This window comes from Scytonema sp. PRP1 (genome assembly GCF_036697665.2).
GTDB classification, from domain to species: domain Bacteria; phylum Cyanobacteriota; class Cyanobacteriia; order Cyanobacteriales; family Nostocaceae; genus Kalymmatonema; species Kalymmatonema gypsitolerans.
Genome location: NZ_JBAHYJ020000087.1, coordinates 18194 through 38511 on the forward strand (window position 1 = coordinate 18194; position 20318 = coordinate 38511).

Annotated in this window: 21 protein-coding genes; 12 read left to right on the forward strand and 9 right to left on the reverse strand. The window is 45.2% G+C overall.

The window, feature by feature from the left end:
- Positions 1 to 318 precede the first annotated feature (318 nt).
- Entirely contained in the window at positions 319 to 726 is a 408-nt protein-coding gene (locus tag V5G28_RS21995; protein WP_332987529.1) for a hypothetical protein, read from the forward strand.
- A 98-nt stretch (positions 727 to 824) separates the two neighbouring features.
- On the opposite strand, the gene V5G28_RS22000 is transcribed toward V5G28_RS21995, so the two are convergent.
- A complete protein-coding gene (locus tag V5G28_RS22000; RefSeq protein WP_332987531.1) occupies positions 825 to 2012 on the reverse strand; it encodes a transaldolase in 1188 nt (395 codons plus the stop codon).
- A gap of 272 nt (positions 2013 to 2284) precedes the next feature.
- A complete protein-coding gene (gap, locus tag V5G28_RS22005; RefSeq protein ID WP_332987533.1) occupies positions 2285 to 3334 on the reverse strand; it encodes a type I glyceraldehyde-3-phosphate dehydrogenase in 1050 nt (349 codons plus the stop codon).
- A 263-nt stretch (positions 3335 to 3597) separates the two neighbouring features.
- On the opposite strand from gap, the gene V5G28_RS22010 reads away from it, so the two are divergent.
- Entirely contained in the window at positions 3598 to 3729 is a 132-nt protein-coding gene (locus V5G28_RS22010; RefSeq protein WP_332987535.1) for a hypothetical protein, read from the forward strand.
- Between the two features lie 469 nt (positions 3730 to 4198).
- Here the strand turns inward: V5G28_RS22010 and V5G28_RS22015 are convergent, their stop codons facing one another.
- The 3 genes from V5G28_RS22015 to V5G28_RS22025 all read right to left on the reverse strand — a co-directional run bounded on the left by V5G28_RS22015 (position 4199) and on the right by V5G28_RS22025 (position 9165).
- A complete protein-coding gene (locus V5G28_RS22015; protein WP_332987536.1) occupies positions 4199 to 6580 on the reverse strand; it encodes a phosphoketolase family protein in 2382 nt (793 codons plus the stop codon).
- A 343-nt stretch (positions 6581 to 6923) separates the two neighbouring features.
- Complete coding sequence (rimM, locus tag V5G28_RS22020) at positions 6924 to 7598, reverse strand: ribosome maturation factor RimM (protein ID WP_332987538.1); 675 nt, start codon at positions 7596 to 7598, stop codon at positions 6924 to 6926.
- A 283-nt stretch (positions 7599 to 7881) separates the two neighbouring features.
- Complete coding sequence (locus tag V5G28_RS22025; RefSeq protein ID WP_332987539.1) at positions 7882 to 9165, reverse strand: valine--pyruvate transaminase; 1284 nt, start codon at positions 9163 to 9165, stop codon at positions 7882 to 7884.
- A gap of 454 nt (positions 9166 to 9619) precedes the next feature.
- Here V5G28_RS22025 and V5G28_RS22030 point away from each other — a divergent pair, with 454 nt between their 5' ends.
- The 3 genes from V5G28_RS22030 to fghA all read left to right on the forward strand — a co-directional run bounded on the left by V5G28_RS22030 (position 9620) and on the right by fghA (position 12187).
- On the forward strand, positions 9620 to 9880 hold the full coding sequence (locus tag V5G28_RS22030) for a hypothetical protein (protein WP_332987541.1): 261 nt from the start codon (positions 9620 to 9622) through the stop codon (positions 9878 to 9880).
- A gap of 157 nt (positions 9881 to 10037) precedes the next feature.
- A complete protein-coding gene (locus V5G28_RS22035) occupies positions 10038 to 11147 on the forward strand; it encodes an S-(hydroxymethyl)glutathione dehydrogenase/class III alcohol dehydrogenase (protein ID WP_332987542.1) in 1110 nt (369 codons plus the stop codon).
- Between the two features lie 191 nt (positions 11148 to 11338).
- Complete coding sequence (gene fghA / locus V5G28_RS22040) at positions 11339 to 12187, forward strand: S-formylglutathione hydrolase (protein WP_332987544.1); 849 nt, start codon at positions 11339 to 11341, stop codon at positions 12185 to 12187.
- Between the two features lie 180 nt (positions 12188 to 12367).
- Here the strand turns inward: fghA and V5G28_RS22045 are convergent, their stop codons facing one another.
- Complete coding sequence (locus tag V5G28_RS22045) at positions 12368 to 12772, reverse strand: hypothetical protein (protein WP_332987545.1); 405 nt, start codon at positions 12770 to 12772, stop codon at positions 12368 to 12370.
- Between the two features lie 688 nt (positions 12773 to 13460).
- On the opposite strand from V5G28_RS22045, the gene V5G28_RS22050 reads away from it, so the two are divergent.
- From V5G28_RS22050 to V5G28_RS22060, 3 genes are all read left to right on the forward strand, one after another.
- Complete coding sequence (locus V5G28_RS22050; protein WP_332987546.1) at positions 13461 to 14246, forward strand: pentapeptide repeat-containing protein; 786 nt, start codon at positions 13461 to 13463, stop codon at positions 14244 to 14246.
- 583 nt (positions 14247 to 14829) lie between these two features.
- Positions 14830 to 15375 (forward strand): isopentenyl transferase family protein, encoded by a 546-nt coding sequence (locus tag V5G28_RS22055; protein WP_332987548.1) that lies wholly within the window; start codon positions 14830 to 14832, stop codon positions 15373 to 15375.
- Positions 15359 to 15544 carry a hypothetical protein gene (locus tag V5G28_RS22060; RefSeq protein WP_336231286.1) on the forward strand — a complete coding sequence of 62 codons (186 nt, stop codon included), beginning with the start codon at positions 15359 to 15361 and terminating at the stop codon, positions 15542 to 15544. Before V5G28_RS22055 ends, V5G28_RS22060 begins: the two co-directional genes overlap by 17 nt.
- A gap of 237 nt (positions 15545 to 15781) precedes the next feature.
- Here the strand turns inward: V5G28_RS22060 and tnpA are convergent, their stop codons facing one another.
- Positions 15782 to 16192, reverse strand: coding sequence for an IS200/IS605 family transposase (gene tnpA / locus V5G28_RS22065; RefSeq protein WP_332987550.1), 411 nt, complete (start codon positions 16190 to 16192; stop codon positions 15782 to 15784).
- Between the two features lie 56 nt (positions 16193 to 16248).
- Between tnpA and V5G28_RS22070 the strand changes: the two genes are divergently transcribed.
- Together V5G28_RS22070 and V5G28_RS22075 are read left to right on the forward strand one after the other, a co-directional pair.
- Positions 16249 to 17523 carry an RNA-guided endonuclease InsQ/TnpB family protein gene (locus V5G28_RS22070; RefSeq protein WP_332987552.1) on the forward strand — a complete coding sequence of 425 codons (1275 nt, stop codon included), beginning with the start codon at positions 16249 to 16251 and terminating at the stop codon, positions 17521 to 17523.
- A 70-nt stretch (positions 17524 to 17593) separates the two neighbouring features.
- Positions 17594 to 17944, forward strand: coding sequence for a hypothetical protein (locus V5G28_RS22075; RefSeq protein WP_332987553.1), 351 nt, complete (start codon positions 17594 to 17596; stop codon positions 17942 to 17944).
- A 234-nt stretch (positions 17945 to 18178) separates the two neighbouring features.
- Here the strand turns inward: V5G28_RS22075 and V5G28_RS22080 are convergent, their stop codons facing one another.
- Positions 18179 to 18298, reverse strand: coding sequence for a hypothetical protein (locus V5G28_RS22080; RefSeq protein WP_332987554.1), 120 nt, complete (start codon positions 18296 to 18298; stop codon positions 18179 to 18181).
- Positions 18299 to 18396: 98 nt separating this feature from the next.
- On the opposite strand from V5G28_RS22080, the gene V5G28_RS22085 reads away from it, so the two are divergent.
- Positions 18397 to 18786, forward strand: coding sequence for a hypothetical protein (locus tag V5G28_RS22085; protein ID WP_332987556.1), 390 nt, complete (start codon positions 18397 to 18399; stop codon positions 18784 to 18786).
- Between the two features lie 322 nt (positions 18787 to 19108).
- Here the strand turns inward: V5G28_RS22085 and V5G28_RS22090 are convergent, their stop codons facing one another.
- Entirely contained in the window at positions 19109 to 19441 is a 333-nt protein-coding gene (locus V5G28_RS22090; RefSeq protein ID WP_332987557.1) for a helix-turn-helix domain-containing protein, read from the reverse strand.
- Between the two features lie 368 nt (positions 19442 to 19809).
- On the opposite strand from V5G28_RS22090, the gene V5G28_RS22095 reads away from it, so the two are divergent.
- Positions 19810 to 20178 (forward strand): cupin domain-containing protein, encoded by a 369-nt coding sequence (locus tag V5G28_RS22095; protein WP_332987558.1) that lies wholly within the window; start codon positions 19810 to 19812, stop codon positions 20176 to 20178.
- Positions 20179 to 20318: the final 140 nt, after the last annotated feature.

Genomic DNA, 20318 nt, shown 5'->3' on the forward strand with positions numbered 1-20318 from the left:
TACTACATATATTTAAGATCATGTCCGCTCAATTACCAACAAATCCTGGAAAACCCCCTCCCCTATCCCCAAGAGGACCCCGAGTCCCGTAAAGCTACGCTTCACGTCCCCGAACCGCAAGCGGTGAAACCGGTGCTGCAGGAGGGTTCCCCGACAGCAGGCAACTGGCAAACCCGAAGGGGGAGGGGTTGGGGTGGGGTGTGTCTATTTATGGATAATTTGCCGGACATCATATAACACTTTACTCGCACGCTCAGCACAATCAATCAGCACACACTCCTGAGTCACAGATGACTCTTATCAATAAGGAGATTGGCAATGGCTAATCAGAAATTTTTCCAGCTAAATCTTGCTATTTCTCAGTCACAAGGCATACACAAATTATTTGCCACAGCAATATTGCTGTTTGCCATAGTTTATCCGTCCTCATTTGCTCAAGCGGCTCAGTCAAATAAGAACCATTTCAACAATACTTTTGGACAAAGAAGTTTAGAGCTAGGAGTCAACCCAGTTGGAGATCAGCCTCAACCATTCGTCGTCGCTAGAAGATACGACAGAAGATCCCGAGTTCGTAGAATAATCATTGGCGGACCAGTCAGGCGAAATCAAGTTAGACGAGTTCGTGTACGACCAGTTGGGCGAAATCGAGTTCAACGAGTCTATCGACCAGTCAGGCGAAATCGAACTCAACGAGTCTATCGACCAGTCAGGCAATACAACAGATAAAGGAGTCAGGGGGTGTACGTACGGTGAAGAATTATTAAGGTGTGTCAGCAGGAGCTTGACGCCCCTGCAATCTCTGATTCTGATTTAGACGACAAAAATCAAGCTTTTGCGACTTCCACCATCTGAATAACTGCGCCCAACCCAGCGCTCATTTCTTGTGGTGTAATTTTGCCGTCTTTGTTGACATCTAGCGCATCAAACACGGCGTCGGTTCCCATCCATTCTTCGCGGGTGATGAAGCCATCACCATCCAAATCGTAGATATGAAAAATATCCTGAGTGGCATGGCTGAGGGTATCTTCTCCGTCCAAACGGGCAAGTCGTTCTGCCAGTAATGTTTCTAAGGTTTCCAGTGCCTTGGTAAAACCTTTGATACCTTCTTCCAATTTTTCGGATGCCATCCGGTCAGCAGCGTGCATCTTGTCAAAGGTAGCTTTGTCCATCGGTATCTTTTCGATGTCTGTTGCGGCTGCTTTGGCGGGGTCAAGTTTACGAGGTAGTTCCCCAGTTGTTGCGTTCAATTCAGCTAACAGTGCAGGAGAAATGGTCAGCAAGTCACAGCCAGCTAGTTGTGTAATTTCACCAACATTGCGGAAACTGGCTCCCATAACTTGGGTTTGATAGCCAAATTTCTTATAGTAATTGTAAATTTTAGTCACAGACACGACTCCTGGGTCTTCCGCAGGAGAGTAACTATCGCGTCCGGTTTCTTTTTTGTACCAGTCGAGAATGCGCCCAACAAATGGGGAAATCAGAGTTACGCCAGCTTCCGCACAGGCGATCGCCTGATGAATTCCAAACAAAAGAGTTAAGTTGCAATGAATACCCTCTTTCTCCAAGATTTCCGCAGCCTTAATCCCTTCCCAAGTAGAGGCGATTTTGATGAGAACGCGATCGCGCGAAACACCAGCCGCTTCGTACTGAGCAATCAAATCGTGTGCCTTAGCAACAGTACCTTCCGTATCGTAGGAAAGGCGTGCATCAACTTCCGTAGACACTCGACCAGGAATAATTTGCAAAATCTTCAACCCAAAAGACACTGCCAATCGGTCAAACGCCAGAGTTGCCACTTCCTTTTGGCTTGCTTGCGAACCTGCATCTTTCTTTGCTTGGAGTAAAGTCTGGTTCACAATTTCTCGATAGTTTGGCATCTGTGCCGCAGCAGTAATCAGAGAGGGGTTAGTTGTCGCATCTTGTGGCTTAAACTTTTCTATCGCCTGAATATCCCCCGTATCTGCAACCACCACAGTCATTTTCCGCAATTGTTCCAGTAAATTTTTAGACATATTAACTCCTGAGATGAAATATTTAGATGAGCAACAGACTGCTGGCAAATGTTACCTTTTGGGAAAATTAAAAATTATACATTTACAATTATTTTCTCACGGATGAATCAGCACTACACTTCTTACTAAACAAGAAATGCACACAGATAAATTATCTGCGTATATCTGCGTGCATCGGCGGTTTCAAATAACGTATTACCGGATTGTTGCTACAAATGTAGTTAACAGTTGTTAGTGTTAACTGATCACTGGTAACTGTTAACTGATAACTGTTAAGCTACAGCCGCCGCTACGCGTTCCAACAGTCCTTCTTTTTGTGCCATAGACAACATGAGGTCAATAACGCGATTCGAGTAACCCCACTCGTTGTCGTACCAGGCAACTACTTTGAAGAAGTTAGAATTCAGTTCAATACCAGCACCCGCATCAAAGATGCTAGAACGGATATCGCCCTGAAAATCTGTAGAAACAACTTCGTCTTCCGTGTAGCCCAAGATACCTTGAAGCTCTCCTTCGGAAGCCGCCTTCATCACAGCGCAAATTTCTTTGTAGCTGGTGGCTTTGGCAGTTTTAAAAGTCAAATCAACGACTGAAACATCGGGCGTAGGAACCCGGAATGCCATACCGGTCAACTTGCCCTTCAACTCCGGCAAAACGAGTGCTACGGCTTTTGCTGCACCTGTAGAAGAGGGAATAATGTTCTGCGCCGCACTGCGACCTCCTCGCCAGTCCTTTTTGCTGGGACCGTCCACAGTTGGTTGAGTGGCGGTCATGGCGTGTACTGTAGTCATCAGCCCTTCAGTTAATCCAAAGTTGTCGTTGATGACCTTAGCGACAGGAGCCAAACAGTTTGTGGTACAGCTAGCATTAGAGACGATGGTGTCTTTAGCGGGGTCAAATAAGTGATGATTGACACCTACCAGCAGAGTAGGAACCCTGTCTGGATCTTTCGTGGGAGCGGAAATAATCACCCGCTTTGCTCCTGCTTTGAGGTGATTTGCTGCTCCTTCATGATTAGTGAAAAGCCCTGTAGATTCTACTACATAATCTGCACCAGATTTCCCCCAAGGCAATTCTGCTGGATTCCTAATTGACACACAAGGAATGAAATGTCCGTTGACAACAATGCCATCATCCTTTGCTTCAACTTTGCCTTTAAAGGTTCCGTGGGTTGAGTCGTACCTGAGAAGGTAAGCGAGGTTATCTGGTGGTACCAGGTCATTAATGCCGACAAACTCGATGTTGGGGTTATTGATGCCAGCGCGAAACACAAGTCGCCCAATCCGACCAAATCCATTAATACCAACTTTCAACTTAGTCAATTTGAAAACTCCTGTTGTTGAAAATCACAACACTAGGGATTTCTGGGGGTTTTGGCCCCAAAAGAGAGTCGCGGGGAGTAGGAGGAGCAAATTCTTCTTCATTTCCCTCATCTTCCCCTGGCTCTTCAATATCTTCTTGACCCAATCCTGACAGTATATGCAACAGAAGGCGGATTTAATTGGCATCTTTTAAGGTTTGTTAAGGTTTGAGGACTTAGCTAGCTCCGGCAGAAGCCCCACATCCTACCGTCAGGAGGTGTGGGATGAATGCCGGGGTGCTCATTGTACGTAAAGCGACCAATATCAACTGTCGGTTGATTCGGGAGTGGGGACAGTGCAATGAGCGCCAATCTCCGTGTTGGGCAACCTATCAACAAGCGTCTTCGACAATTTGAGTGATTGTCTTATCTTTGCTTGCTGCATATGACCGCAACTTGTTTAACCTGCTTTGTTGATATCCTCAAGTTTAACCTTTGATTCTTTCATAAGTGGGTAGGCAGTATCTACCCAATCTGCTAACATAGAGAGGTGTTGACGCATACTAAAAAGCTGGTCAACTATCCGTACCTAGACAACTAAAGATAAGGGGTTGCATCGGGAAGTGCGGTCTTAAATTGCTATTAATAGCCGACTACTGCCTCCGGTGCGTAAAATCTTTAAGGAACGTAGGTCAATGGTTTTGAAATCATTCAAGTCGGGCAGGACACGAACCTGACTATAAACTGCGGTAATGGGAAACAGTTGGAGTACCACGAACGAAGCTCTGGAAAGATAAAATCTGCCAGAAGCCTACACCGACCGCTTGCGGTCGGTGTAGGAGTGTCACGAATTCACCCAGTCCCCAATCACTAGTCCCTAGTTCCTTTAGTGGGGCCACTTCCAGTTCTGGATTTCTGGCATATCCTCGCCGTACTTGTTAATGTAGTGCTTGTGTTCGATCAGCTTGTCTTGCAGCATCTGCTTGACATAAGCCGCTTTGTACCCTAGATGTGGTACGCGATTAATCACGTCTATCGCTAGGTGGAAGCGATCTAAATCGTTAACTACGGTCATATCAAAAGGCGTGGTGGTCGTTCCCTCCTCTTTGTAACCCCGCACATGAAGATTTGCATGATTTGTCCGGCGATATGTTAGACGGTGAATCAGCCAAGGATAACCGTGGAAGGCAAAGATAATCGGCTTGTCCGTGGTAAAAATACTATCGAAGTCTTTGTCGCTGAGTCCGTGCGGGTGTTCGCTTTCAGGCTGAAGTTTCATTAAGTCCACCACGTTCACTACCCGCACCTTGAGGTCGGGGAAGTTCTGCCGCAAAATGTCCACCGCCGCCAAGCTTTCCATAGTGGGAATGTCTCCTGCAGATGCCATCACCACATCTGGTTCACCACCTTTGTCATTGCTTGCCCATTCCCAAATACCGAGACCTTTGGTGCAGTGCTTAATTGCTGCATCCATATCCAGGTATTGTAGAGCGGGTTGCTTCCCAGCAACGATGACGTTGACATAGTCACGGCTTCGCAGACAGTGGTCTGTTACCGACAGCAAACAATTGGCATCGGGGGGCAAATACACCCGAACAACTTTTGCTTTCTTGTTAACTACAACGTCGATAAAACCGGGGTCTTGGTGAGAAAAGCCGTTGTGGTCTTGCCGCCAAACATGCGAGGTGAGGAGATAGTTAAGGGAAGCAATGGGTCTGCGCCAGGGAACGTCCTGACTCGTGTCAAGCCACTTGGCGTGTTGGTTGAACTGGGAGTCTACGATGTGGATGAACGCTTCGTAGCAGGAGAAGAAGCCGTGGCGACCTGTAAGGAGGTATCCTTCTAACCACCCCTGACAGGCATTTTCGCTAAGAATTTCCATCACCCGACCTTCAGGAGACAAGTTTGCGTCTTCAGGAAGTCTCTCGGCTACCCAAGTGCGGTCTGTTGTCTCAAACACAGCATCTAAGCGGTTTGATTTGGTTTCGTCTGGACCGAAGATGCGGAAGTTGCGGCTTTGCAGGTTGAGTTTCATCACATCCCGCAGGAACTTTGCCATCACTTTAGTCGCTTCGCCAACATCTCTGCCTCGTTCGGTAACCTTGAGGGCATAATTCTCAAAGTCGGGTATTTTCAAGTCGCGCAGCAGAAGACCGCCGTTGGCATGGGGGTTATCACCCATGCGTCGCTGTCCCTTGGGAGCCAATTGTGCTAGTTCTGGAATGAACTTGCCGTTCTCATCGAAAAGTTCTTGTGGTTTGTAACTCCTCAACCACTCTTCTAGGAGTTTGAGGTGTTCTGGCTTGCTTGCCAACTCCCCAAAAGGAACTTGGTGCGATCGCCAATAATTCTCCGTTTTCTCGCCATCGACTTCCTTGGGTCCCGTCCAACCTTTGGGGCTTCTCAGGATAATTACCGGCCATTGTGGACGTTCACGGAAGCCATTGTTCCGCGCGTCTTCCTGAATTTCTTTGATTTCGTTAATCGCAGTCTCCAGAGTTGCTGCCATCAACTGGTGCATAGTTTCCGGATCAGAACCTTCCACAAAGTAGGGTTTATAACCGTAGCCTACAAATAAGCTTTCCAACTCCTTATGACTGATCCGTGACAGTACCGTCGGGTTGGCAATCTTGTAGCCGTTAAGGTGAAGGATCGGGAGAACAGCCCCATCATACACGGGGTTGAGGAACTTGTTCGAGTGCCAGCTTGTGGCTAGAGGTCCGGTTTCCGCTTCGCCATCACCGATAACGCAAGCAACGATCAGGTCGCGGTTGTCGAAGGCAGCACCGTAGGCGTGGAACAGGGAATATCCGAGTTCACCACCTTCGTGGATGGAACCAGGAAGTTCCGGGGTGCAATGGCTGCCAACACCACCAGGGAAAGAGAACTGTACGAAGAGTTTCTTTATACCCTCAGCATCTTGGGAGATGTTGGGATAATACTCGCTGTAAGTGCCTTCTAAGTAAACGTTTGCAACGACTCCGGGACCACCGTGACCAGGACCAGCAATGTAGATCATGTTCTGGTCATACTTTTTGATGATCCGGTTGAGGTGAACGTAAAGGAAGTTAAGACCAGGAGTTGTTCCCCAGTGACCCAAAAGTCTGGGTTTGATGTGTTCTAGCTTAAGTGGTTCTTTTAGCAGCGGATTGTCGAGTAGATATATTTGTCCAACTGAAAGATAATTCGCTGCACGCCAATAGGCGTTCATTTTCCGCAGTTCTTCATCTGTTAAAGGCTTTGTCTGTGGAGGACTTGCTAAAGTCATGCCAAAACTCCATTACAAAAGGATGTAGACGAAATCACCTGGAAGTTTAGTTGTCTTCGGCATGATGATCATCTTACTCATGACCAATCTTTCCAGTAGTTAACTGGAAAATGTCGAAGTAGTAGCTATTCTGTCGTATCTAAAAAAACCTGAACAAATGCGGTTAAAAACCTCTATAAAACGCTACCAACCCAGGTGTTACCTCGGCTTTTATTTAAGAATCATTTAATCTCAGTCTAGAAATTCAGATAACTTTTTTACTTCTAAAGCTTGATAAAAATTAAATTCTATCTTTAGGTAGAGGAACATTTTCTTATTGACAAGTAATTTAATTCCCCATTCTCTAATCGTTTATTTCCAATAACCCATCTGGTGGCGTAATTTCAATCCGATCGGCTTCTAAGTCTACAACTGGCGCGATCGCTTTCACAAATGGAATCAAAACAGTCTTCTGTTTTTTGTCTTTTGTCGTTTGACCTTTGTCCTGTTGCTGTTGCAACTCTACTTCCAATAAATCATGACCAGCCGGGATCACATCTACCACTGTACCAACGAGTTCGCCAGATTCTTGCATGAAAACTTGCAAGCCAATCAAATCTACGACGTGATATTCATCTTCTCCCAATTGAGGGCGATCGCTCTCTGGAACCAACAACTTACAACCGCGCAACTCCTCTACTTGCTCACGATTTTCCACTCCAGCCAGTTTGACGATGCATAAGTTTTTTCCTTCAACGTAACGTCCTGATAGCAATTCTATCGGTTGCGGTTCCGTCTCGCCCGGACGCAACAACCACCGTTTTCCAGGCACCTCAAAGCGTTCGGGGAAGTCCGTGTCAGGGTAAACCCGCATTTCCCCACGCAACCCTTGAGGTGCAACAATCGTACCAATTTGCAGCCAGCCTTCTGGTATTGCAGTGGGGAGTAGGGAGGATGAGGGGGATGAGGGGGATGTTGCTCCGTTATCTCCCTTATCTGTTTTATTTTCCTTATCTCCCCTTGTCCCCTTATTCCTCATTGTCTTTGTCTACAACTGGAATTCGCATGATTCGTATAACCCAATTACTTGTTTTAAGTCCCTTCGCCCAACCCAACTAACATGTCTTGGCTTTCCCAACGCCTGAACCAATCAGGCTTAGAGTGATCCGAGCTAGGGAAGTACTCGGAAGTCTGTACTAAGTTGAGTCTCTATGGGCTATTCAACGCTTACGTTGTCCGAATTGGTTCGGACAATCCTCGTCCCTTTCAGGGCGAGGTTGTTGAACTTTCCCTCTGCGTACCCTGCGTACTCTGCGGTTTTTTTAAGCACTCACAGCCGAAACCTGATAAAGCTGTTGTACGACTTTTGCCAGACGCTGCATACCCGTAGCAATTTCCTCATCACTTCCGGTGAGGCTAATACGGACGCACTCCTGCTTGTGTTTCCACTCTTCCTCCAAACCAGGGAAGAAAGTACTACCAGGCACAACTATGACACCCACCCGCTTGAGTTCTTGGTAAAACTCCCAGTCAGTTATTGGCAGATCTGGCAACCACAACCAAGCAAAAATTGCCCCTTCACCCCGATGAAGGAACCAAGGTAAATCCTTGGGCATCGCCTCGTTTAACGTGCTTTCCAAAACAGTAAACTTATTCTGGTAAAAGGAGCGGATAACTTGTTCAGAAATGTCCGCCAGCCCACCAGAGGTAATAGCACGCGCTGCTATGGCTTGTCCGTAGCGTGATGCGTGGAGACAGGCATTTGTTTGGAAAGACTCTAGAACTTCAATCACCTGTTCATCCCCAATAGCAATCCCAATGCGTTCTCCTGGCAACCCAGCTTTCGATAAACTCATGCAGTGGATGATGTTATCGCCGAAGATTGGCGTCATTTGCGTAAAGTTTAACGCGGGGAAGGGAGGACCATATGCCGAGTCAATAAATACCGGCACATCGTAAGGTGCAGCAAGGGCAGCAATTTTTTTCACCTCATCATCTGTGAGGACATTACCAGTGGGGTTGCAGGGGCGAGAGAAGATGACGCAACCAGTTTTTTCTGTAATCGACAGTTTGCTGAAGTCGGGGCGATATTTAAACTTGTGGGCGGCGGCGTCGATATCTAGAGTGGGTTTATAGGCAATCAAGGCTTCTGGCACTAAAGTGACACCACCGTAACCTGTGTAGTCAGGACTGAGGGGTAGAACGATTTGCTTGAGTTCACCGCTGGTGGTGTACCCGCCAAAAGCATTAGCAGCGTAGAAGTAGAGACTTTGACTACCTGGGGTGACAAGGATGTTGCGTTCGCTCAAATTTAACCCAAATCGCCGATTAAAATCCTCCACAACTGCTTCAACGAGTGGTGCATAGCCCTGACTTGACCCGTAGCGACAAACGACTTCACCATATTCTGGGCTAGCTAGCAATTGTGCGGTGCAATCGCGCCATAATTGTTCTACTTCCGGCAAAATTAACGGATTGCCAGCACTCAAATTAATGAATTGCTGCCCCGCACCAGATCGTAAAGTTTCGATAATGTCCTTCATAATGGCTCTAACGCCGGTCAGCTTGGACATATGAGCGCCGAATTGAGTCAGGGCAGGGTTCATAGGCTATTAAAATACAGGTGTAATCTAGTGGTGGACAAATTATTTAGTAGTTGCTGCTGACATGCTGTTGCCAAAAGAGCTGCTACTGCTTTTATCCAATGTAACTAGAGAATGGCACTATCGTACAGCAACACTATATTTATAGCGGTTCTTATTCACAGAAAAAAGGTACAGAATTTAGCAAGAACCAATAGTACTGTACTATTATTCGTCTCATACCCACTACTCGTCCGCTAAGCTCTTTTTGTAGTTTTTTGTAATATTTGTCGTTATTTCTTTGCCTAAGTGTATACAACTAAAGCAACAGTCTGATTTGCCATCATCAAATGTTTAGATGCGAGCAGTTTTGCTGGTGCGGTTGAGGCAACGGCAGGGAGTGCCTGTCTCCAGCGCGATCGCGCTAATTAATATTGTTCTATGAAAAAATAGCGAACCGACAACTCATTACTTGCGCATGGGCATTATTTACCTGAGAGAAGATAACCTAGAAATAGCAAACTGTGCAGCACAGCACCATTTTATGGCTGAATCTCAACTCCAGCAATCCCTGCCCAATAGCGAGCAACTGCCCTGTTCTGACGATACACCTGTGGATAACGTAGACCGAAGGGCGTGGCGAAGCCAAGACCTTGACGGGCTGATGCAGAACATCTCCGGGCTGAACGATTGGCAGCTTTGCTGCGTGAATTGGGACAAGATCCACAGATCTAAATAGCGATTTGCCAAACGAGATGCTCAAGCAAAGACTAGCATTCATAGAATTTTCTGCTATTTTTAATACTGGTTTGAGGCAGATAAATTCAGTATTGCCAAAACAGTTGGGGCTTAGATTTATAACAGGATTGACGAAACCTGCATAGGAGGGCTAAAAAGTGGAAGTTAAAGCAGCAGTCGCTTATGAGTCTGGTAAGCCGTTGAGGATTGAAACAGTTCAACTAGAGGGACCCCATGCTGGGGAAGTGATGGTGGAGATTAAAGCGAGCGGGGTTTGCCATACCGATGCTTACACTCTTTCTGGTGCGGATCCCGAAGGTTTATTCCCGGCTATTTTGGGACATGAAGGCGCTGGCGTTGTTGTGGAGGTAGGGGAAGGCGTCACCAGTGTCAAGCCAGGGGATCATGTTATTCCCTTATACACCCCAGAATGCCGTCAGTGCGAATATTGCCTTAGCTTCAAAACCAATCTTTGTCAAGCAATTCGCGCTACACAAGGGCGTGGTGTCATGCCCGATGGCAGCAGCCGCTTTTTTATTGATGGGCAGATGATTCATCACTACATGGGAACATCCACCTTTTCCAACTATACGGTGTTGCCGGAAATTGCCGTGGCAAAAATTCGCGAAGATGCGCCGTTTGATAAAGTTTGTTACATTGGCTGCGGTGTGACAACGGGAATTGGTGCAGTCATTAATACAGCCAAAGTCGAACCGGGAGCTAATGTGGTGGTTTTCGGTTTGGGCGGTATTGGTTTAAATGTCATTCAAGCAGCACGGATGGTGGGAGCCAATATGATTGTGGGGGTAGATATCAATCCCAACAAGAAAGCTTTGGCAGAAAAGTTTGGCATGACTCACTTCGTCAACCCCAAGGAAGTTGAGGGAGATTTGGTTCCTTATCTGGTTGACTTAACTAAAGGCGGTGCTGATTACAGCTTTGAATGCATCGGCAATGTGAATATCATGCGCCAAGCCTTGGAATGTTGTCACAAAGGTTGGGGCGTCAGCGTGATTATCGGCGTCGCTGGTGCTGGCGAGGAGATTCGTACCCGTCCTTTTCAACTTGTGACTGGGCGCGTTTGGAAAGGTTCGGCGTTTGGTGGGGCAAGAGGACGTACCGATGTGCCGAAAATTGTTGATTGGTATATGCAGGGCAAAATCAACATTGACGATTTAATTACTCATGTGATGCCCATTGAACGCATCAATGATGCTTTTGATTTGATGCACAGGGGTGAATCGATTCGGAGTGTGGTAACGTTTTAGCTTACCAAAGTTGCCAATATAGGGATTTCACACGTGTAGAACTTTCGGATGCAACGTAAGATGGCATTGGTTATTGTTTTTGCAAATAGTCTTATCGGCAACCATATTGCCGTATAAGGAAGTTGGGTAGGTTGGTATGTTAGGCGATCGCTAACGTACCCTCAATTGAAATGCCTAATGACTCATGAGTGATGATTAATCTAAACCTCGTCTCAGAATACAAATCCTTCGGTGGCAAACTCGGCTTTTACTCTCATTCCTCCTCTACCTGCAACGGGGAAATGCGATTCGCCGTTTACCAACCACCGCAAGCCACTCAGAAACCTGTGCCAGTTCTCTATTTCCTCTCGGGTTTGACTTGCACTGAAGAAACTTTTATGATAAAATCCGGAGTACAAAAATACGCGGCAAAATACGGCTTAATGGTCGTAGCACCGGATACTAGCCCCCGCAATACTGGTATACCTGGCGAGGATGACGACTGGGACTTTGGCACTGGTGCTGGTTTTTATGTGGATGCGACTGTTGAACCTTGGGCATCACACTACCGAATGTATAGCTATGTCGTGCATGAGTTGCCTAGTTTGATTGCTCAACATTTCCCCGTACAACCAGAGCAACAAGGGATTTTCGGTCATTCAATGGGGGGACACGGTGCTATTGTGTGCGCGATACGAAACCCCCAGCAATACAAATCAGTTTCTGCTTTTGCACCCATCGCCGCACCAATGCGCTGTCCTTGGGGTGAAAAGGCGTTTAGCCGTTACCTTGGCGAGGAGAAAGAAAGTTGGCGTGCCTACGATGCAAGTGAATTGGTCAGGCAATTAGGATACCACAGTTCCATTCTCATCGACCAAGGTACTGCTGATAAATTTCTCAAAGAGCAGTTGCTACCCCAGGTGTTTGAGCAAGCTTGTGCAGCAGTCAATCAGCCACTCAACTTGCGTTATCAGCAAGGGTACGACCACAGTTATTATTTCATCGCCAGTTTTATCGAGGATCACATTCGCCACCATGCGGATTTATTAGGGGCAAACTGATTCGTCAACCGCTTTGCTTAATTCAAAATTATAAATTCATAAGATAGGGCATTAAGAACCCCACGAAGCGCATATATTAAGGCGGCTAGGTTGAAGAATAAAAACCAGTGTAGTACTTGGATTTAGCTTAAAAGAAAGGTAGATGCACGTACGTAGAGCTTGATACCAAGTTGTATTTTACTATGTTATTCTGACCAATTCGTCAAACTTCTGTCGCTGTAGTTCAATCTGATTTAATATTTCCTGTGCTGTGGTTTCACACCATTTCTTCGCGCATTCTACATCGAAATGTTCACTTTCTAATTCCTGACGCTGCCATCCAAAATCTAAATTTCGGTCAAACAAGTGTATGAATGCCCGAATTGTTTCAATTTTTTCAAAGACTAAAACGTAGCCAAATAAATACCGACGAGTGCGATCGTCAGAGAAAAACGAGCATTTCCAAGTACCTAGGTAAGGACTACTATTCTGCTCTCGCCTTGGCAACACCCACTTCCATTGACGAATTTCTAATTGTTCAAGGTTGTCTTTTTCAAAGCCAGCGCCTCCAGAATAATTATCAATAGGGCGGTACTCTATTTTCATCTCTTCAAGGCTTTTGCACAACATAAAGTCTCAACTTAACTTTCCTCCAGATATTTTCTAATGTAAGACAGTGTAATTCTGTGTTTTTTTTGTAAATTTAATAACGAAATGCCTACCGGAAGTTTATCTAAATTTCCTACCAACAATAAAATTAATTTTTGAACCCTACACAGATAATATTATTTTTATAAAGTTTATAAAAAATTTATAAATCTCAGAGAAAACATCTAAGGGTAAAAGGTTCATTTTTTGTTCTTGGGCGATTGCCTTATCAGTAGCAAAGACGCACCGCGTGCCTTCACGCGGTGGGAGCTTACGCGCCAAGAGTGCCTGCGCTTTGCGCTTACGGCACTGGCACCTTTGCAATCGCTCTCACCAGCGGCGCTGAGTCAATCGCCTACTCTAGGACAAATAGCATCATAATAGTGAAAGTCCTTTTAAAAGCAACGGACAAAAGCTACCAGAACTTATTCAAGACTTAAAGCAGGAAATTCAGAACAATTTGCAAACAAGACATAATTAAATCTAAAATGGGAGCGACTTTAAGAATTGATATTAAAGGAATCGAAAAGTCATTATAAAGTTTCTCTCGTAGTACTTTTATGTAAGATTTAAGGTTGCATATAATAGCTGTTCATCCTAGTTGCGATCGCAACTTATCTTCAGAAATATTCATAGTAGTACTGTTATGGTAGATGTCGATGACTTGACGCTACTTGAGCTAGGAGTTCAAGTCTGGAACAAAAGGAGGGAGAGCAACCCAGACTTTAAGCCTGACCTAAGTTATGTAGAATTGTCTGCGATTTTAGACGATGTGAATCTCAGTCATGCGAACCTCAAGTGTGCAAAAATTTACTTTGCGGAACTGCGAAACGCAAATCTTAGCGATGCAGACTTGAGAGGAGCAGATTTTACTATGGTAGATATGAGTGGAGCAGACCTCACTCATGCAGACCTTAGTGATGGACTATTTTTAGGTTCAATCGAGTTTAATGGAGCCAACTTGAGTGGAGTGAACCTTACAAGGGCAGACTTAGGTATATGCGTTATAAATCACGGTCTTTTTTTTCGGGCTAGTCTCAGTGGAGTGAACCTCAGCCATGCAAATCTGAGTCAGGCTAGTCTAAGATTTGCCGACCTCAACAGAGCTAATCTCTGTGGCGCTAACCTTTCTGGAGCAGATCTTTGTGCAGCAGATTTGAGGGGAGCCAACCTCTTTGGCGCAGATCTCAGCAAGGCAGATTTGAGAGGAGCAGATTTCAGCGATGCTAATCTCACATATGCAAACCTAAGCGGAGCCAACTTGGTGGGATCGCCAAATTTTGGAAAACTGGGAATATATGACCTGAGTTATCTGAATGACAGAAGGGTCAACTTGAGCAATGCCAACCTCAATGGTACTAATTTGAGTAAGGTAGACTTAACAGATGCTAATCTGACTCGTGCAAAAATGCTAGATAGTATTCATGACTAAGCATCTAGCACAATTCGTCATATCAAATCCGGTAGCATCTGAATAATTAAAAAACCGCAGAGACGCTCTTGACGCAGAGGGAGAGCAACGAGGAATAATTCCGATACAAACGGATTTGATATCAGCTATGCTGAAGGTAAAAATGCTTGTACAGTAAGCTTTTTGTCTCTGCATGAATGGTAACTTTATTTTCCCCGCTTAGTACTTAGTAGAGCTTTGCATAAATTCATAGCGAAAACTTGAACGAAGACTCTGTGTACCTTTGTCTTGAAAAGTTTCCTAGGTCGGGAAACCCCTTCGGGTTCGCCAGTTGCCTAGGTCGGGAAACCCTCCTGCAGCACTGGTCTCACCTCCTGCAGAACTTTTCGCTGCGTTTACCTCCGCTACCTGGTGCGTTTAAAAACGTTACGAATTAATGAAATGCTGTACTTAGTTGGGTAAAGTCTACTCACCCAGTTAGGTGACCCAGTTGGGTGATGTCTTGGCAAAACTATCAAACTAATATACGTACGAATACCATGGTGGGTTTCATAACTCAATCTAGTCTACGAGGTGACTTGATTGTACTAAAAGGAAAGTCGTGATGAAAAAAGTAGCGGTGTTTGGCAATACTGGAGGCGGTAAATCAACACTAAGCAAGAGATTATCCCAAATCACTGGTTTGCCACTTCACGTTTTGGATAAGATTCAATATCAATCAGGGGGTACTGAGGTTCCACATGAAGACTATAAGCGCGCCCATCAGCAAATTTTAGTTACTGACCGATGGATTATTGACGGGTTTGGTTGCATGGAAACCCTCTGGCTACGACTGGACGAGGCGGATAGTCTGGTTTTTGTCGATCTACCGCTATATATACATGGATGGTGGGTAACTAAACGACTCATCACAGGTTTCTTTAAACCGCCAGAAGGTTGGCCGTCCAAGAGTCCAATATTGAGGAGTTCGCTTACTAGCTACCGCGTGCTTTGGTTATGTCACAAATATTTGACCCCAAAATATCGTGAGTATATCGAGCAGGCTCAAGGCATCAAAAGTGTTTATCACATTCGTGAGACTAAACAGATAGAGCAATTTTTTGAATTAATTGAAAATCAGACTAACTTTAAAGATGGTGCATCAGCCTAAGGTTTCCAATCACCCGCAAGAGAGCAACATTCATAACGCTCAGGATATAACCTTTCGACAGTCGGCGTGCATTGGAATTGTTATGCGGCGATGGCACGAAGTACCCGCCCAAAGGGCGATCGCACGAAGTGCCCGCCCCTCCGTCAGCCCTCGCTCACCCTGTAGTTAGCCCTCAAGTATCAAATTATTTGCAGTTATAAGCTTGGTAGCCAGCCCCCTCTGTTGTCGGTAGCTATGCATCCGGAACGCGACGGTCACAACATTGAGCTTTATCAGCAGCAGCCCCGCGCTCAATTGCGTTGCATGAGCGTCGGGAAGAATGCGAGCGAGTTGACGACACTCCCCTGACCAATGCCGGAGGCGAGGTTCGTGAAGATGGAGGAAACGAGCAAATAAGATTGTGCCGCTAGACGGGTGCGTTTTGATTTTCAATGTATTGACGCAAAACCGAGACAGTAACCCCGCCACATGACGCAATAAAATACGATTCATTCCACAAAACATCCTTCCAATAAATGCTGTTGATGTGATCTGCAAATTCACTTCGGATTCTACGACTGGACACAGATTTAATGTTGTTGACGAATTTGGATAAATCCATTTGCGGATAGTACTGGAACAGTAGATGGATATGGTCTTCTTCACCGTTAAATTCAATCAGTTTGCAATCCCATTTCTGGCAGAGGTCAGACAGAATCTCATTCAATCGTTTCAGCATCTCGCTGGTGAAAGCTTTACGTCGATACTTGGTTGTTAAGACTAGATGTGCCTTCATGTCAGATACGGCTCTACCACTAGAGACAAAATCGTTTTTCATAGCCACTTTCAAGTATACTTGCTATAATTAGCGTAGCTCAAATAAATAACGCTCACATGAGAACCGCTTATCAATACCGATTACGATTGACGACATCACAACAAGCCACAATTGACCAATGGCTTGAACTTGCTCGTCGTCAGTATAATTATCGGTTGGCGGAACGGTTTAATTGGTACGAGCAGAATCGCTGTGATATCAATGCTTGTCCATTAATTAGCCATTTACCAGAGTTAAAAGACCGTCCCGACTTTTATTCTCAGAAACGGGATTTGGTCAATTCCAAGAAACTGTTTCCCGAATACAAGGAGTTACCTTCCCACACTCTGCAAGATGTGATAGCACGGGTAGAGAAAACTTTCGACCGTTGGTTAAAAGGTGATAGCAACGGGAAGCGTTCTGGGCGTCCACGGTTCAAGGCTAAAGGGCGCTATCGCTCACTAACTTTTCCTGACCCAATCAAGGCACATCACCTCAAGGGTAAATTTCTCCATCTACCCAAGATTGGTGATGTGAAGATGGTGATGCATCGCCGTATTCCTGATGGCTTTAAAATCAAAACTGCAACTGTGACTTGTAAAAGCGATGGTTGGTATGTCAGTTTAAGTCTAGAGGATTCATCAGTACCGATTTTAAAACCAGATATCAATCCAGACAAATGTGCTGGTATTGATTTAGGTTTAAAAGAGTTCCTCACTACCTCCACGGGCGATGTTGTTGCTATCCCTCAGCACTATCGCAAGGCGCAGAAACGATTACGAGTTACTCAAAAACGGGTATCACGGCGCAAAAAGGGGAGTAAGCGTAGAGCGAAGGCGATTCACCAACTTGCCAAGCAGCATAAAAAAGTTGCTGACAAACGCAAGGATTTTCATTTCAAGACAGCTGGTCAATTATTGGCGAAACACGATGTTATCGCTCACGAAGATTTAAACATCAAAGGACTTGCACGTACACGATTGGCAAAGTCAATGACGGATGCCGGATGGGGTCAATTTCTACAAATCTTATCAGTCAAAGCCGCGAATGCTGGGCTGTTAACGATTGCGGTAAATCCAAACGGTACTAGTCAAGACTGCTCAAGTTGTGGTGTCAAGGTTCCCAAAAAGCTGCACGTTCGCTGGCACGACTGCCCGAACTGTGGATGCAGTCTCGACCGCGACCATAATGCAGCGATAAATATAGCGAAAAGAGCGGAGGGGCATCCCGTTCTGCAAAGCTCAGGAAATGTCCGCGTCGTGTACCGGGAGTCACTGAGAAGCCCCCGCCGTCCTCGAAGAGGCGGCGTGGGGAGTATGTCACTGCTGTCTTCATATCACCCAAGTAGGTGAACTGACAGGATGAAGACAACTCTCTCGTCACTCCCCTATATTGAATCTGATTCACTTCGGAGGTTAGCTTGTGTTTAAGCAACACTTTCTACGCCTGGATGGGTTTACCAAAGCAGAACGGATTCAGATGACTGCTCATGTGAGTGAGGCGATTAACCAAGCAGGAGCTTGGATTACCGACTTCCACCTGTACTCGAACATCTTAACGTGCATCAACTTTGAGTTGCCGAGCGCCAACTTGGACAAACTCGCTGTATCTCTGCAAGAGACAGGCCTGCATTTGAGCCAAGAGAGCCTGGATCAACTCATGGGTGCTAATGACTCGACGCAGAAAGAGAAAGAGCTAGTAGGGACATTACAAATTACATTTGTACACAACCAACCCGACTTGCTGCGAGAGGTGCCTGCTGTTCCGGGATAAGAGCCAGCGCGATTGGCTTTGCCACAGAAGCGAATCGCGATCGCATTCATCCGTCGCCATCTTTTGGTCGCCAGCCTTCGCCAGCCCTCATCCGTCGCCACCCCTTCAAGGTCATCCTGGAAGGGGTGCGGACTTTTTACAGCAATTAAAGGGGAAAGCCCACGAGACTAAGACTCGTAGCACCGCGTAGAGTCTTAGTAGTCCTTTAGGCGTGGGATGAACCCGCAAGTGACTTTAGTCACCGTCTAGATATTTTTTTAGTACTGGCTGAATAGCAAATCTAACTATTTCAGACATGGGTACCTGCTTATCTTCTGCTGCTTTTTGTAAAGCCTGATACTCTTTGTCAGTCAAATAAAAACATCCTAAAACTGATAAATCTCTTGCTCACAAGTTCCTCAAATTGTTTCCCTATCTTGAAAGTGAACTAACCCCAATTCACCAACACTCATATGGAATACCTCTGCTATCTTGCTAATGCCAGCCTTACACTGCGGTTGGTTGAATACCTGCACAGGAAACCTGAACTCAGAGTCAGCTTCGTCACTGTAATTAATACTATTGACGGCTGGGTGGTTAGAGTCAGACTAAAGCATCAGGTCTCGCCTCAAGAAGATGGTAATTTGAGGGCATTCTTAAGTGAATTAGGAATTAGCTACTCACCACCAAAGCGGATACAATTGGCACTTTGGAGTTTGGCTGGCGGAGTGTCCCCCGTTGATGTCATGCGTCGCTATCAGGTTGCTGTAGTTTCTCATGGTAAGCCAGAAAAAGAGGAGATAGAAGCGTTCCGGCAACATTTCATCAGGGGATTGGGCTACTGTCCACACACCCTGGCTTGACCCAAAATTATTTCTCGCACGAAACCCTTGGCAATACCGAGAACCAATCATGATCCACAGCTTACAATTAAAAGCCCCCAGTAGGTGCTACTACTGGAGGCTTATGCTCAACCATATCCATTTCTCTCAATACTATCGATGTCGATATTTGTAAATACCCTTTCTAAAGCTGGAGTTCAAGTTACAAAAGATTGTGTCTATTAATACAGTGCGTAAAGAACTTTTCTTCTCGAAACCTATTTTTATTAATTTTTAAGGCTTGTCATTACCAACATCAGACCGCATTCTATATCGATTTTTGAAGCGAGGGAATCCCATTCCTTTACGTTTTCATATCAATGAACGCCGTCTCCAGTTTTCTCAAAACTTGCTGTAATACTTGAGCATTTACTGTTTTGAGTTCTGGATATTGTTCTTTTGCTAAAGTTAATGATTTGGCTTGACTGTTGTAATTCGGATACGGCTCCGAGGCTGGAATAATATATTTAGAGGTTAGTGAACAATGCTGTACTTGGCATTTTCGAGAATCAAGCCAGTCTTTTCGCTCACGAAGCGCAAAATTCCATACTTTTCGACACACATCCAACGTGTGTTCAATCACGCGAATTTGCTCTAGTGTAGGTTTTGCTTTGTATTCGTAAGTTAAAGTTAACACTGTTTCTCAGCTCCTACAAAATACTAACAAATTTTGTAGAAAATGGGAAAACCAAAAGAAACAAAGGGCTAAAGCCCTACGAGTCGGGTTTCATCCCTTCCTTAAAAGATAAGGGTTCTCACCCTCCCGCTATGTTTTGATAGGGTTTTTGAGTAATAATCCCGGCTCTTGCATAGGAAGGTTTATACGTCCAGTTGACAAAAATCTGGACGTATAAGCGTATTTCTATGAGCTAAGCAAAACTACTTCCAAAAACTTTACCAGAACTTTCCAGAATTTTGCTGTATCGGCTATAACCAGTTTATTAAAGAAACTGAGATTAGAGTAAACTTTTACTTTAACAATGACAAGAATTGTATAAAACGACCATGCCGCAACTTATACCTCAACCAAATCGGATTGAAGCCGCAGGAAATAAGCCCAAATTGATTGATGAGTATATCGGTCGAGTATCAACTCAAACCGCAGCTGTTAGTATTGCCCATATGCGTTCCCCTGGTGGTTGGATAGAACCTGGACAAAAACCCGATTTCGACGAGTTCACTGTTGTTCTTAAAGGAATGCTTCGGGTTGAATATGAGGGCGGTCAAATGGACGTTCAAGCGGGACAGGCAGTGATTGCACGTGCAGGTGAATCGGTTCGCTACAGTACTCCTACTCAGGAAGGTGCAGAATATATTTCCGTCTGTCTTCCAGCCTTTTCACCTGAGACTGTGAATCGAGATTCTGAAACTTAGGAAAGCGACTCAACCAGTACGGGTTGATTTTGACGTGAGTATTAAAATAATTAAAATAATTAAAATAGTTGTATAAAAGCTTCTTTATCTTTTGCTAAATATAGAGCGAGCCACTGTTAATTTGAGGAGATGAAAGGGAA